A 13,020-nucleotide genomic window follows, 5' to 3' on the forward strand; every position below is an offset into this window, starting at 1 on the left:
ACGCAAACTCTCAATCCAGGCCAAGGTACGCGTCTGATTCAGATCAAGCCTGGACAATCCGTCATTCGACGGGTCCGTCATCCAGCAACCAATGGTGCAGGGCGCGTAGAGGTGGGCCGTGCGGCCCACCGAGATCAGATGCCAAGCGCGCTGGAGATTTCGCCGAGGGTTGCTTTCTCGGCGTCGCTGACCTGAACGCCCCCACCGAACCACCCTCCGCCTTCCGATGCAGCCTCAGCCGTCTTTTGACTAATCTGACGCAGCCAGCCCTTGAAAGCCGCGGCATCATCCGGAGCTTTCGCAGCAAGCAGCGCCGTGACTTCATGCAACGATGCGATTGTCTTGGTCTTGATCTCGGCCGGCGTGCTCTTGCCGAGCTCTGCCTTCAACCCGTCATGAGCCGCGGCCCGGCCGTCGCTCGTCTGGAAGTCGGCGACCACAGCCTTTACCAAGGGGTTGGCATTGGGATCGGTGGCCGCCTGGGCGAGCGCGGTGCCGCCAGCAAATGATTCCTTCAGAAGGCCAAACAATCCGCTCGGTTCGGCAGCCGTAATGGCCATTCCAGCATTCATCGGGCTTCTCAGGAGGAGCGCCCATTCATCCTTGGTGAAATTGGTCTTGTCGGCCATGGAGTCTTCTCCTTTCATCTTGCAGGACGGGAGGCTGGGAAACACGTCCCGTCCTGAAGTGTGGCGAGTTTATTGCGTGTGACGTCTCTGGCTTTCAGGCTTTCGCCAACTGGTCGAGCTTGGCACGAAGATTGTCGATCACGGGCTTTGCGATCGTGCCGGCCGGTGTCGCCGAGACCTTGTCACACATCTGATTGATGGCCGGCGCCGCCGCGACGATCAGCTTGGCAAGCGCGCGTCGTGCTTCCGGAGAAAGCTTGGCGGCTCGCGCCGTAACGCCATCCAGCTGTGAGATGGCGTCGTTGATCTTCGGCAGGGCCGCCTGCGCGCTAGCTTCATCGGTGATGGTCGGCAGTTGAGCCTGCAGCGTACCAAGGGACGAATTGACCTGGTTCGCCAGATTCACGCCGTCAACGGTCAGATCCGCGGGCGCCATGCCCACAGTTCCGGTTGAGGGCCGCGCAACGTTTGTACTCTGAGCGACCGTCTGCTCGGTCGGACGCTGAAGCGCATATATGGCAAGTCCGGCAACGATAACGAGCGCGGCGAGCCAATATGGCCATTGCGTCCGGCCGGCGGCCATGGCGGCCTGGCTCGCGCCAGTAGCGCCGGAAACGCCGGCGATCCGGCTCCCTGTGGCGGCGGCAGTGGCCATTCCACTGCGTGCCTTGTCGATCAGGCCCGCGGCGCTGAGTTGATCACTGAGGCCCGATGGAATCGCCGCCATGATCTGATCTTTCTGCGAGCGCAGAAGCGATGCCAGTCCGTTTGCATCCATCCCGGCGTCATGCTGCTGCTTGCCGAGCATACCCAGGACTAGCGGCCCGACCACGGCGAGTAACGACTTGCCGCCGCCATCGCCCATTCCCGCGAAGCCGCCGATCGCCTGGGCCATGGTATCCATGGTTCGGCCTCCAAGCAGTCCGGACAACATGCTCGAACCCGTCTGAGCCAGGTCCGGGGCGCCGGCGTTGCGCAACATATCCATGGGATTGGTGCCTTGCTGTTGTGACAGCAGTTTTGACAGTTGATTGGCACCGGCCGGGGTTCCGACCAGGTCCGACAGGCTGGCCAGTATGGTCGGGATGGCCGCTATTGCGGCCTTCTGCGTCGCGCTTCGGTCCATCCCAAGAAAGGAGGAAATCTGCGCAATGACTTCAGGGGTCAGGAGCTGTTGTGCAGCTGAAATGAGATTGACGGCCATGGCGGTCTCTCCACTACGTTGCAGGTCTGTTGGTTGCCCCCTAATTCGCGAATTTGATGTGACAGGCGTCGATGGTTCCGAACGTCGCCTATCGCCCAAGTTGAGATTGCATCGATAGTTCGACTCCTTGATCCAGATCAAAGGTCTTCGGTACAGGGCAAATGCGAAGAGTTCGGCGCGAGATATCCAGTGCGCTGCGGCCCATCAGGCGGACCTGGTTGAGAGGCATCGATGTTTCGCTGACGGGCCAGGATTGGCTATCGGCTCCGAGCACCGCAATGCCCGCTAGCGGGCATGATGACGCGCAGTGGGATTGTACCAGAAGACAATTGTTCGTCGCGCGGACATCCACGTTACTGGCAGTGCGCGGGTGGGCTGCGGTCTGCGCCTCGATGACGGTCCCGGAACCTCACACTCAACCCAAGTCCGGGGCCGTCGTTTGGATAATCCAAATTGATCAGAAGGATCGTCGACCGCGTATCGAACTTCGCCAGTTTCTTGCTCGCAAGCCCTGGATGCGGGCGCGCGGCGCTAGCTTGCCCGCGCTGCGGATGTGAAGCCTCCCGCGAGAACGTTCAGCGGGGACGAGCTAGGGGATGCTCTCACCTGATTTGCGAGCAATGCGGAAAGACCAGTGATATTGCAGGATGGCGGCTGCAGGGTCTTTCCGAGCAAGGCTCAGGGCCACTTATCGGATGAGTTATGTCCGCCGGCCTGGGGCGAGCGCAGAGGTGCCGATGTGGGCGCGAGGGACTCGTTCGCCGCTTTCGTCGAGCGACGACGCAGGAGCTATGAAGCGTCGCAAAGCGTCTTCTGTCTCCACATGAGCGGCGGTCGAGCCGGAAAGCTTGGATGATCCATTTGGAGGAGGCGGCGATGTGGATGCTCCGTTGGCTAATCCTGGGCAGTGCGGCGATCCTGGCGATCGCCTCGGCTACAGCCCAAACTTACGATCCCAGCCACCCCGTCTGCCTTCAGAGATGGGAGTGGGGAGGCAGCACCTATTTCGAATGCGCTTATACGTCATGGGATCAGTGCCGAGCGTCGGCGATCGGACTTTCCGCGATGTGCGTGGAGAACCCGTATTGGCAGCAACCGCAGGCGAGGCGATCAGGCGGCCGCTTGCGTTCATCAACCCCATACTGATGCGCCCGGTGACAGCGGCGATGCGGCAGACACCGACCGTCGCATGGAGCCGGTACGGGAAGTGACCGGACCTATTCGATAGCATCGTCGGCGCGTGCGAGCAGTCAGGCCGACACGTCCGGGCTAAAGACCCCGCCGCGGCACACGAGCCGGCGATCAAGTCGCACCACATTTCCGGGCGCGCCGGAATCGTTCGCTGCCTTTGGCGCGCGACGACGCAGGAGGAATAAAACGCCGCAGAGCGTCTCCTTTTTCCATACGACGCGGCAGTAGAAAATTCCGGAATGGCCGTCGAACGACAACACAAACTCGTCGGCAAATATGTAGTACGGCGTGGAAATGCGGGCACCCAAGGCGTTGATATCGCGCACCAGGCACGGATGAGTCCCGTGAATTTCACCAAACGATAGCCGCGCGGCCCGGTTGATCGGTATGCGCTTCATTGCACGACGTTCGATCATGGCGAGATGCTCCCAATGAAAGACGATCGCACTCGACGAAGTCACTTTCCCGGTCCCGCCGATATCCGGAAAACGGCAATTCCCGCACGTTGATCTGTGCGGCTCACGCTAACAAGCAGCGTTGTTGTCTTATTAAAATTGGATCGAATTGGTGGTTAATTCGAACGGCTTGACGACGATGTTACCAGAGGACGTTCGTGCTTTCGACTTGGCCCGGCCATCTGATCTGTGCCGCACGGACACACATATGTGGATGCCCGGGACAGGCCCGGGCACGACGGAGTTGCAGAGTGTCCGTGCAGCAGTGGCGAACCAGCAGCGATCAGGCGCCGACCTCGCACTTCTTCATGAAGCTGTTCTTGGCGGCACCGGCGAGTGGCTTGCCGTCGGCGCTGACGGCCTTGGGCGTGCAGGCGTCGGCCTTGCACTTCTTCATGAACGAGGTCTTGGCGGCGCCGGCGAGCGCCTTGCCGTCCTTGCCGACCGCCTTGCTCTCGCAGGTGTCGTCCGCGAGGGCCGAGCCCGCTGCAAAGGTGGCGACGATCGCTGCGAGAAAAATCCGCTTCATCATGGGTGTCTCCCTAGGACAAAATTACCAAGCGGATTGGAACCGCGAATCGTGGCGCAATCAAGCAGGATCGATGCGCGCCACGACCGATGTCGCGGATTTTTCCATTCATCTGCGGTTCAGATTCCGCGCGCGAGCAGTGTCTTGAAATCGGCCCGTGCGCGTTGCGCCTCGGCCTTCGCGGCCGCGGAAGCATCGCCAAGGCCGAAATAGCCGTGGATCAGGCCGGGGCCCTCATGGTGCTTGACGCGGACGCCGGCGGCCTCCAGCGCCCGTGCATAGGCCGCGCCTTCGTCGCGCAACGGATCGAACCATGCGGTGGTCACGATCGCGGGCGCGAGCCCTTTGAGCGAAGCGGCGCGGAGCGGCGAGACCCGCCAGTCGGCGGCATCCTTGGGATCAGCGAGATAGTGGCCGCAAAACCATTCCATCGTCGCGCGTGTCAGAAAATAGCCGTCGGCATTCTCGGTGCGTGACGGATAGGGCGCGTTCTCGCGCGCATCCGCGTAGCCCCCGACGACGTCGGTTACGGGATAGACCAGCAATTGTGCGGCCAGCTTGATGCCGGCGTCGCGGCAGGCGATCGCGGTGGCGGCTGCGAGATTGCCACCGGCGCTGTCGCCAGCAACGCCGAGACGCTTTGCATCGCCGCCAAATTCCGCGATGCGGTTGAAGATGTCACTTGCGGCAGCGAACGCGTCCCCGAAGGCGCCGGGAAAGCGCGTTTCCGGCGGGCGCCGATAATCGACGGAGACGACGACCGCGCCGGTCTCGATCGCGAGATTGCGCGCCTGCCGGTCGTGGGTTTCGAGATCGCCCGCGACCCAGCCGCCGCCGTGGAAGAAGACCACGGTTGGCGCAGGATTGGGGCCGACGCGATAGACACGTGCATCGAGCGCCCCGGCGCCGCCTTTCACCTTGATATCCTGCACCGTGTCGACGGGGGGCGGCGGCACATCCGCACGCGAGGCAGCCAGTGCGCGCAAGGCATCGCGCGCGCTCTGTGGCGTCATCGTGGTGGGATCGCGCAGCGGCAGCAGCGGAATGATCTGGGCGATGACGGGATCGAGCGGTGCGGGCATTTGCAGGTCCTCGCTGGGTTCTTGGTCTTGCTTGCGGGGTAGCATAGATTTGGCGTACCGCATCGGCAACCGGTTACGCGTTACAATTGCAATGCCGCGGAATGAACGGTCAGGGAGGTCAAGAGTTGGAATTCGAAACGCTGGTCCAGTCGCGCCGCAGCGTGCGCGGTTTCAAGCAGCAGCCGGTGCCGCGCGCGGTGATCGAGGCGATCATCGGGAGCGCCAAGCGCGCGCCGTCGTCGATGAACACCCAGCCCTGGCATGTCCATGTGCTCACAGGCCCTCCGCTTGAGGAGCTGCGCCGCCGCAACATGGAGGAGATGGTCGGCGGCGCCAAGGTCAAGCGCGACATCATCAGCCACGGCGAATACCAGGGCATTCATCGCACCCGGCAGGTCGACATCGCCAAGAAGCTGTTCGGCGCGATGGGGATCGCGCGCGACGACAAGCCGATGCGGCAGGACTGGGTGCTGCGCGGCTTCCGCCAGTTCGACGCGCCGGTCTCGCTGGTGCTGACCTATGACCGCGTGCTGGATCCCGGCGCGGTCTGCCATTTCGATCTCGGCGCGCTCTGCTACGGCATCGTGCTCGCGGCCTGGGACCGCGGTCTCGGTTCGGTGATCAACGGGCAGGGCATCATGCGCTCCGACATCGTGCGCGAGGTCGCGAAGATTCCGGAAGACGAGGTCATCATGACATGTGTGGCGATGGGGTATCCCGACGACAGCTTCGCCGCGAACGCCGTTCGCTCCGATCGCGAGGGCAACGACGATTTCGTGCGTTATGTCGGCTTTGCCGACTAGCGCGGGAAGTCGCTGATGCGCACAGCCGGCTGACGCTGCGAGCCGACTAGCGCGGAGAGCCGGCTGAGGTGGAGGAGGGGAGATTATTCTCTCGTCGAATTTTTTTGATGCTGAGCCGTTGGTGGCCTCTTGCAATCTCGATCGCGCGGGAGGAACAATACGCGCAGTGAAAGGTTTGTTGCTGGCGCGAGGGAATCGACATGCGGCGGCTGGCTAGCCTGGTTCGACGGTTCTTCGGTCCGCGACCGCGGTATCCGATCGATGATGATCCAAATCTTCCCTTCACACCCGATGAGCTCGGCAAGCTGATCCGGAGTGGCAGACGCGAGGACATGAAGCTGCTTGCGGAAGGACTGGCCTCCCGGTCGATTCCGCACCGCGCCAAATACCGGGCCACGCACTAAGCGCGGTTCGTGACGAGGTCCTCGCTGCGGGATCGCCCCGCCTGCGCGGTCATCGCGTGAGCGCAACCTCCTTGAACGAGGTTACGAGGGCTTTCTCCAGCTTTCCGGTCATCCCGCAAAGAATGTTGTAGGCCTCGGTGCGCGGCATCGTCGGCTTGTAGTGCCGGTGTTCGATCAGCGCGGCGAAGATGTCCGAGATCGTCAGAATGCGGACGATGTCGTTGATGCTCTCGCCGCACAGCGCGTCGGGATAACCGCTTCCGTCGAGATATTCGTGATGATGCCGCACGGCGTCGAGAATCTCGGGCGAGATTTTCTCGTGATCCTTCAGAAACTCGTAACCCGCCGCCGGATGCTTCTCGATCATGGCGCGTTCGTCGGCGTCGAGGCGGCCGGGCTTGTCGAGGATCGCAAGCGGAATCTGCGCCTTGCCGATGTCGTGGAACATGGCCGCGGAATACAGCCGCTCGAGATCGGCTCGCCCGACGCCGAGGCTCAGTCCGAAGTCGATCGCCACGCCGGTCACGAGCAGGCAATGCTGGTAGGTTCCCTCATGGTGACGCCGCACCGTGGCAAGCCATTCGGACAGGCCGTGCTCGGTGATGCGGTCCGCGATCCTGCGGCCCGCTTCCTTCGTGCCGTCGACGTCGAGGGGCTCGCCGAGCGTGACGGCCGTGAACATCGAAGCGATGGCGGTTGCCGCGGCTTCGACGGCGTTGTCCGGTTGCGGTGCGTCACTTGAGGCAGCAGAGGCCAGCTCGGCCGGGTCAGCCAGCGCTGCCAGCAGCTTGCTCTTGTTGAGCGCCCCGGGAAGAACGAGGGTGGCGCCGAGTGCGTAGGCCTGCGAGATGCCGACGTGGGACGAGTGCTCGACGAGGAAGATGCGCTTCGTGGCTTTCGCCAGCTTGCCGGCGCGCTTCTTGATGGCCGCGATGGTGCCGACGTCACGCAGCTCCGCGCGAACGACGACCGCGAATGGCACTTGTGACAGCCTGGCTTCCGCATCGAGTCGTTCGCCGGCGACGGTAAATTGCCGTTCGAGGGCCGAGCAGACCCCCGCCAGTTTGTCGGACGAATCGGCCAGCACATGCACAAACGGGCGAACCGCTTCCGTCGTTCGGACGCCGCCGTCGCTTTTGACGGGGCTGGATATGGTTCGGGCACTCTGCACGGCGGACCGGACTATGATGACATTGAATGAGCTCGATGAATTCTGGAGCCTATTTGCTCGGCGTGGAGTTTGGCGCGGCGGCCGCCTTTGCGCTCGCCGGCTTCTTCTTGCCGTCTGCGGTGATGAAGTGCACGCCGGCCATGGTGCCGTCGATCCACACCAGTTCGCACCGCCGGTAGGCAAGACCCGTCGATGACAGCAGCATGAAGAATTCCTTGGCCTGGAGCACGTCGAGCGTCCCTTCGACCTCGATCTTGGCGCCACTTTGCGACACGTCGAGCAGGAAGCAACTGCGTCGCCAGGTGCCGTCGGAGCCCATCAGATTGACGGCCTGCTTGTGATCCATCCGTACGCGAAGCGCCTTTCGACCGTCGAACCTCATCGGCTAACCCCCATTTTTGTGCCGCGATGTCCCGCATCGCTTGGGTTGGCACTCGCTGCAATTTCCCCCCAGCGCACTGTCCATTGGCTGGTCGACAAGAGAAGCGTTTCGAAAATCTGCTGCGCCCGTTCGCGTTCGACGAAGGAGAGCCGTGAGCCGCTGCGGTTGCTCAGGATCGCAAGCGTGGTGGCCCAGTTCAGCCGTGCGGCCCGGCAGGCCATGACCAGGCCCTCGCAATCGTCATCGGTCATGACATGCTCCACGATCTCGATCGGAGCGCCGGAGAGCACCGAGAGCGCCGTGAACAGATTGGCCGTCTCGCCGCGGATCGTGAAGCGGTTGACGGTGGAATCGTTGAGCTTGCCGACGCGGCTGAGGGCGACGATCTCCGGCCTCGCGCTCGCATAGTCGGCCGGGCAGGGCAGCTTGGGCGGAACAGGCGCGGCGCGTTGTGCGGGCGGAATGGTGGATGCGTTGGCCTTGGCCGGCGCCTTCGGGGCCGGCGCCTTCTGGGAGAGCAGCTTCCGGACGACCAGGTCGGGCGTGCCGGGCCGCAGCACCAGCGCCTTGGCAATCTCGCCGTCCGGATCAGCCCTGGCGATCAGCGCGGCGTAAGCTGCCTCGGAGAATTGGGTTCCCGGGTTCTTGATCAGCGCGAGGCAGATCGGGCCGCCGCGTTCGATCAGCGCCTCGGTCACTTCAGGCTCGATCGAGTTCCGCGCGGCGATCGCGCGTTGGTGCCGCTCGCCGCACGAGGCCGCGATCGCCGCGAGATCGGTGGCGGAGACCGCCTGCGATTTGAGGAGGACAGGACAGGCCACGTCCGGGTCGTCGTGCGAGGCAAGGCGCTGCAATGTCTCGGGCGGGGCCAGCTTGAGCTCGGCAAGCGCGGTGCTGAGTTGAACGAGCGCCTTGGCCTCGACGCGTTCCGTCAATCGCAGCAGAACGCCGTCAACCACGCCGGCGAGCAATTCCTGAGGCCGGTCGCGGCTACCGGTGAGCAACTGCACAATGCCGGATAGGATGCGTGCACAGCGGTCCGGCGGGCACGTAGCGACCGCCTGTTCCAGCTCAACCAGAATATCAGCAGGCAAATTTGCCATCATGGCAGGGGCCTGACTCAAAAAAATCGCGACTATCCAATGACCTTCATTCCGCCTGACATGCGTTAATTTGAAATTTAGAGCTTGATCGACGGGGTATCAGCGCACCGCTGGCGGCGCTGGAAACGCTATCGAAATTCGGCGAGGCTCGATGCGGCGACTTGTCCTTTGAACAGGACCCTCGCCAATTGAACGAGACGAACTAGGATGATTCTTTCGGTCGAACGGGACAACCGAAAGGGGGAAACTCGGACCGGCATCGCCGCCGGACGCGCGTTGGTTACGACGCGACGTTTCACATTGCCATGAACAGCATTGCGCCCAAGGTATTTCGCTTCTCCGACGTCGATGAATTTCGAAATGCCATACGAGGCCTGAATTTCGAGTTCACGCCCTTCGTACGGAGGATTTCGGCCGAGCAGACGATTCTGTCGCTGCCCGGTTGCGACGTGAATTTCACGCGGGCGTTTCCCCGCGTCGTCGACGCGCAGCTCGTCGAGAATTGCACCGCCATCGGATTCACGATGGACGAGCTCAACGTGCCCATCCGCTTCAACGGCTCGCAGCGGGCACGACCGGTCATCGTGATCGGCAGCGGCGGCGCCGCCTACACCACCATCGAGGAGGTGGAGCGGCAAATTGCCTCGGTGGTGTTCAGGCCGGAGGTGACGGATCGCGGCTGGCCGCACGCGACATCCAGCTTCAAGATATTTGAAACGACGGCCGCGAGCCTGAACCGGCTGCGCAGCCTGGTTCGTGAGGTGCTGGCTGCCGCGTCGGAGCCGATCGGAGCCGCGGACGTGCCGCTGAAGGCCGCAGCCATGAAGGAGTCCCTGCTTGGCGCCGTCGACGACGCATTCGAAAGCGTCGTTGCCGCGCGATGGACCCTGCGTCCCAATGACGAACGCAATTTCAGGATCTTCCGGGAGATCCGCGCGCTTCTGTCCGACGACCTCTCGCAGCCGATCTACAGCGAGGAGATCGCGCGCAAGCTCAACCTGTCCGTCCGCACCCTGCACGACGTCGTCCGCCGCTATCGCGGCATGAGCCTGCATCGCTATTTGCGCCTGCGCCGGTTGTGGCTGGTGCGCCAGCGCCTGCTCGCCGGCGCCGACAGCGTCAAGGCCGTCGCGCTGGCGTTCGGCTTCTGGCATCTCAGCGACTTCTCCAGAAGCTATCGCGACCAGTTCGGCGAGACGCCGTCGCAAACGCTGGAGCTCGGACGACAACGGTAGCGCGGCGAATCGGTTGAGGCCGTATCGCTGTTTCGTGCTAGCGTGCCGGCCATGAGCAACCGCATCCTCGTCCTCTACGGCTCCTACCGTTCCGACCGCATGGGCGTCCGCCTTGCGAATTTCGTTATCGATCGCCTGCGCCAGCGCGGCGAGGAGGTCGAGTTCATCGACGCCAAGGCGATCGGCCTGCCGATGCTCGACCGCATGTACAAGGAATATCCCAAGGGGGCAGCACCCGAGGCGCTCGAGAAGCTGGCGGGGCAGATCCGCGGCGCCGACGGTTTTGTCTTCGTCACCGGCGAATACAATTGGGGCATCCAGCCCGGCCTGAAGAACCTCACCGATCACTTCCTGGAAGAGTGGTTCTGGCGCCCGGCCGCGATCGTGAGCTACTCCGCCGGCCGACTGTCCGGCGCACGCGCCTCGACCGCCTGGCATGGCACGCTGTCGGAGATGGGCATGGTCGTGGTGTCGAGCACCATCGGCGTCGGACCGATCGCGCAGACGCTGTCGGCCGAGAGCGAGCCGATCGGCGAGGGCGGCAAGGCACTGGAGCGCTCATTCCCGCGCTTTGCCGACGACCTGCTGTGGTGGATCGAGGCCGCCAAGGCGCAGCGGGCGCGCAAGGCGCCGCCATACTAAGCTGACTAGGCGGCCCTGACCTCGCCGAGGAAGCGGTCGAATTGGCCGGCGAGATCGCGCGACTGGGTCGAGAGCTGCTCGGCCGCGCCCAGCACTTCCCTTGCGGCTGCACCGGTGTCGTCGGCGGCACGCTGCACGCCCGATATGTTGCTGTTGACCTCCTGGGTGCCGCGCGCGGCTTCCTGCACGCTGCGGGAGATCTCCCGGGTCGCCGAACCCTGTTCCTCGATCGCAGCCGCAATCGCGGTGCCGATCTGGTCGATCTCGGCGATGACGTCGGCGACGTTGCGGATCGCGTTCACGGTCTCGTCGCTTGCGGACTGGATCGCGGTGATCTGCTCGGAGATTTCGGTGGTGGCCTTGGCGGTCTGGCCCGCCAGCGACTTCACTTCGGAGGCGACGACCGCAAAGCCGCGGCCGGCGTCGCCGGCGCGGGCGGCTTCGATGGTCGCGTTGAGCGCCAGCAGATTGGTCTGCTCGGCAATGCTCTGGATCAGCGTGACGACGTCGCCGATCTTCTGGGCGCCCTCGGCGAGCGCGCGCGCCGTGTCGCCGGTGCGGCGGGCGTTATCGACGGCGCGGGCCGCGATCTCGGTGCTTTGTGCCACCTGCCGGCCGATCTCGGAGATCGAGGAGGTCAGCTCTTCGGTCGCGCTCGCGACCGTCTGCACGTTGGTCGAGGTCTGCTGCGAGGCGGCGGCAACGACCGCGGCCTGGCTGTTGGTCTGGGCCGCCGTCGAGGTCATCGATTGCGCCGTGCTTTCCATGGTGGAGGAGGCGCGGGAGAGGCCGCCGACGAGCTCGGTGACCTTGGCTTCGAATGCGCGGGTGAGCCCGTCGAGCGCCTGGGCGCGGCGCATCTTGCCGTCGTTCTCGGCCTGCTTCTCGGCTGCGAGCCGGTCGGCCCGGATCATGTTGTCCTTGAACACCTGGACGGCGGAGGCCATCGCCCCGATCTCGTCGGAACGCTCGGCGCCGGGGATCTCGTCCGCAACCTCGCCGTCGGCAAGGCGCGACATCCGCGTCGTCAGGCTGACGATCGGAGCGCAGACGCGGCGGCGGACCATCACGATCAGGCCGGCGCTGGCGATCAGCACGGCGAGGAGGCCGGCCAGCGCGATGGTGAAGCTGGTGCGCGCCGCGGAGGAAGCGCCGGCGAGGATCTGCTCGGCATTGTCGTAGAAGGCGTCACGGACGCCGATAATGGACCCGAGGCCCTTCTGGGACGCTACGTAGAAGGTCTCGACATCGTGTTCGTATTTGCCGCTGACGGCGCCGTCCTTGACGAGCTTCATCTCGCGGCCGAATTCCTCGACATAGTTCGAGTTCATCGTCTCCAGCGCCGCGGCGACGTTAGCCGGAGTTGCCGCGTTGCCACGCAATTCCATCAGCGACATCACGATCTGGTCGTTGCGGCCCTGCATGCGGGCCATGTCGGCCTTCTCGGCGTCGTTGGCCACTTTCTTCGCGCCGACGAGGTTCTTGTGCACGCTGGAATTGAGGCCGCCGACGTCGCGCAGCGTCATGGCGATGTTGGCGTAGTTGGACTGGCGGTAGGCGTCGCCGTTCAGGATCGCCATGCGGCGGACCTGCTCGTTGAGCAGGGCGGTGACGCCGGCATTGAGCACGGCATTGTCGGCGACGACCTTTTTGGCGGCGTCCTTGCGGGCATCCGCAGGTCCCGCGATCGCCTTGTCGATGGCCTCGCGGAGCGCGGTGAATTTCGAATTGATCGCGTCCATGTTGCTGCCGATGGTGGCGCCGTCGTCGAACGGGCCGGGCAGCTCCTTGCGCAGCGCGTTCATCCTGTCGCGGGCGCCGTCGGTCTGCTTGCGCAGCTTGTCGTGCTCGGTGAGCTGCGCCGGATCGACCGTCGCGGGCCCGTAGAGGATGTTGGTTGCGAAGCCGCGCTCGGGGTTGAGGTAGCGCGGGATGTCGCTGGCGGCGCGGACGATCGAGAGTCGTCCCTGCGCTTCGGCGATCCTGTCCATCGTCTGGTACTTCGTCACGGCGACGTAGACGGCGAGGCCGCCGCCGACTGTCGAGAGCGAGACGATGGCGGTGGTCAGCAGCGTACCGATTTTCATGATCTGTCCGGCAATTGGCGCGGGGAAGAAAATTATTCTGCGCAAACGATAGGCAGCCGGTGTTAATCCGGAGTTTACGCTGCCGGCCGCCATGCCCCGCCTG

The 13,020-nt window shown here is 63.9% G+C and carries 13 protein-coding genes; 4 read left to right on the forward strand and 9 right to left on the reverse strand.

What is annotated here, in order from left to right; translation table 11 throughout:
• Window positions 1-134: 134 nt before the first annotated feature.
• Together IVB46_RS39515 and IVB46_RS39520 are read right to left on the reverse strand one after the other, a co-directional pair.
• Window positions 135-629: a hypothetical protein gene (locus IVB46_RS39515; protein WP_247311173.1), complete on the reverse strand. Its 495-nt coding sequence runs from the start codon at window positions 627-629 to the stop codon at window positions 135-137.
• Window positions 630-723: 94 nt separating this feature from the next.
• Entirely contained in the window at window positions 724-1,833 is a 1,110-nt protein-coding gene (locus tag IVB46_RS39520) for a DUF937 domain-containing protein (protein WP_247311170.1), read from the reverse strand.
• 882 nt (window positions 1,834-2,715) lie between these two features.
• Here IVB46_RS39520 and IVB46_RS39525 point away from each other — a divergent pair.
• On the forward strand, window positions 2,716-2,979 hold the full coding sequence (locus IVB46_RS39525; RefSeq protein WP_309248392.1) for a DUF3551 domain-containing protein: 264 nt from the start codon (window positions 2,716-2,718) through the stop codon (window positions 2,977-2,979).
• 104 nt (window positions 2,980-3,083) lie between these two features.
• On the opposite strand, the gene IVB46_RS39530 is transcribed toward IVB46_RS39525, so the two are convergent.
• From IVB46_RS39530 to IVB46_RS39540, 3 genes are all read right to left on the reverse strand, one after another.
• Window positions 3,084-3,440, reverse strand: coding sequence for a PilZ domain-containing protein (locus IVB46_RS39530; RefSeq protein ID WP_247311167.1), 357 nt, complete (start codon window positions 3,438-3,440; stop codon window positions 3,084-3,086).
• Between the two features lie 322 nt (window positions 3,441-3,762).
• Window positions 3,763-4,011 carry a hypothetical protein gene (locus tag IVB46_RS39535; protein WP_135216116.1) on the reverse strand — a complete coding sequence of 83 codons (249 nt, stop codon included), beginning with the start codon at window positions 4,009-4,011 and terminating at the stop codon, window positions 3,763-3,765.
• Window positions 4,012-4,127: 116 nt separating this feature from the next.
• Complete coding sequence (locus IVB46_RS39540) at window positions 4,128-5,090, reverse strand: alpha/beta hydrolase (RefSeq protein ID WP_247345316.1); 963 nt, start codon at window positions 5,088-5,090, stop codon at window positions 4,128-4,130.
• A 125-nt stretch (window positions 5,091-5,215) separates the two neighbouring features.
• On the opposite strand from IVB46_RS39540, the gene IVB46_RS39545 reads away from it, so the two are divergent.
• A complete protein-coding gene (locus IVB46_RS39545) occupies window positions 5,216-5,893 on the forward strand; it encodes a nitroreductase (protein WP_208086504.1) in 678 nt (225 codons plus the stop codon).
• A gap of 453 nt (window positions 5,894-6,346) precedes the next feature.
• On the opposite strand, the gene IVB46_RS39550 is transcribed toward IVB46_RS39545, so the two are convergent.
• Genes IVB46_RS39550 through IVB46_RS39560 form a run of 3 tightly spaced genes read right to left on the reverse strand, consistent with a single transcriptional unit; the run spans window position 6,347 to window position 8,956 of the window.
• Complete coding sequence (locus IVB46_RS39550) at window positions 6,347-7,468, reverse strand: HD domain-containing phosphohydrolase (RefSeq protein WP_247311160.1); 1,122 nt, start codon at window positions 7,466-7,468, stop codon at window positions 6,347-6,349.
• A gap of 49 nt (window positions 7,469-7,517) precedes the next feature.
• On the reverse strand, window positions 7,518-7,850 hold the full coding sequence (locus IVB46_RS39555) for a PilZ domain-containing protein (RefSeq protein ID WP_028152715.1): 333 nt from the start codon (window positions 7,848-7,850) through the stop codon (window positions 7,518-7,520).
• Window positions 7,847-8,956 (reverse strand): DUF2336 domain-containing protein, encoded by a 1,110-nt coding sequence (locus tag IVB46_RS39560; protein WP_247311158.1) that lies wholly within the window; start codon window positions 8,954-8,956, stop codon window positions 7,847-7,849. Before IVB46_RS39560 ends, IVB46_RS39555 begins: the two co-directional genes overlap by 4 nt.
• 302 nt (window positions 8,957-9,258) lie before the next feature.
• On the opposite strand from IVB46_RS39560, the gene IVB46_RS39565 reads away from it, so the two are divergent.
• Window positions 9,259-10,188: an AraC family transcriptional regulator gene (locus IVB46_RS39565; protein WP_247311154.1), complete on the forward strand. Its 930-nt coding sequence runs from the start codon at window positions 9,259-9,261 to the stop codon at window positions 10,186-10,188.
• Window positions 10,189-10,239: 51 nt separating this feature from the next.
• Complete coding sequence (locus IVB46_RS39570) at window positions 10,240-10,830, forward strand: NAD(P)H-dependent oxidoreductase (protein WP_063983604.1); 591 nt, start codon at window positions 10,240-10,242, stop codon at window positions 10,828-10,830.
• Window positions 10,831-10,835: 5 nt separating this feature from the next.
• Here the strand turns inward: IVB46_RS39570 and IVB46_RS39575 are convergent, their stop codons facing one another.
• The gene (locus IVB46_RS39575; RefSeq protein ID WP_247345319.1) at window positions 10,836-12,917 is read right to left on the reverse strand and encodes a HAMP domain-containing methyl-accepting chemotaxis protein; all 2,082 of its coding nucleotides are present in this window, start codon (window positions 12,915-12,917) and stop codon (window positions 10,836-10,838) included.
• Window positions 12,918-13,020: the final 103 nt, after the last annotated feature.

This window comes from Bradyrhizobium sp. 61 (assembly GCF_023073075.1).
Taxonomy (GTDB): domain Bacteria; phylum Pseudomonadota; class Alphaproteobacteria; order Rhizobiales; family Xanthobacteraceae; genus Bradyrhizobium; species Bradyrhizobium barranii.

Coding starts and splice junctions, on each gene's coding strand:
- IVB46_RS39515 (WP_247311173.1), bottom strand. CDS start 629: ATGGCCGACAAGACCAATTTCACCAAGGATGAATGGGCGCTCCTCCTG.
- IVB46_RS39520 (WP_247311170.1), bottom strand. CDS start 1,833: ATGGCCGTCAATCTCATTTCAGCTGCACAACAGCTCCTGACCCCTGAA.
- IVB46_RS39525 (WP_309248392.1), top strand. CDS start 2,716: ATGCTCCGTTGGCTAATCCTGGGCAGTGCGGCGATCCTGGCGATCGCC.
- IVB46_RS39530 (WP_247311167.1), bottom strand. CDS start 3,440: ATGATCGAACGTCGTGCAATGAAGCGCATACCGATCAACCGGGCCGCG.
- IVB46_RS39535 (WP_135216116.1), bottom strand. CDS start 4,011: ATGATGAAGCGGATTTTTCTCGCAGCGATCGTCGCCACCTTTGCAGCG.
- IVB46_RS39540 (WP_247345316.1), bottom strand. CDS start 5,090: ATGCCCGCACCGCTCGATCCCGTCATCGCCCAGATCATTCCGCTGCTG.
- IVB46_RS39555 (WP_028152715.1), bottom strand. CDS start 7,850: ATGAGGTTCGACGGTCGAAAGGCGCTTCGCGTACGGATGGATCACAAG.
- IVB46_RS39560 (WP_247311158.1), bottom strand. CDS start 8,956: ATGATGGCAAATTTGCCTGCTGATATTCTGGTTGAGCTGGAACAGGCG.
- IVB46_RS39565 (WP_247311154.1), top strand. CDS start 9,259: ATGAACAGCATTGCGCCCAAGGTATTTCGCTTCTCCGACGTCGATGAA.
- IVB46_RS39570 (WP_063983604.1), top strand. CDS start 10,240: ATGAGCAACCGCATCCTCGTCCTCTACGGCTCCTACCGTTCCGACCGC.
- IVB46_RS39575 (WP_247345319.1), bottom strand. CDS start 12,917: ATGAAAATCGGTACGCTGCTGACCACCGCCATCGTCTCGCTCTCGACA.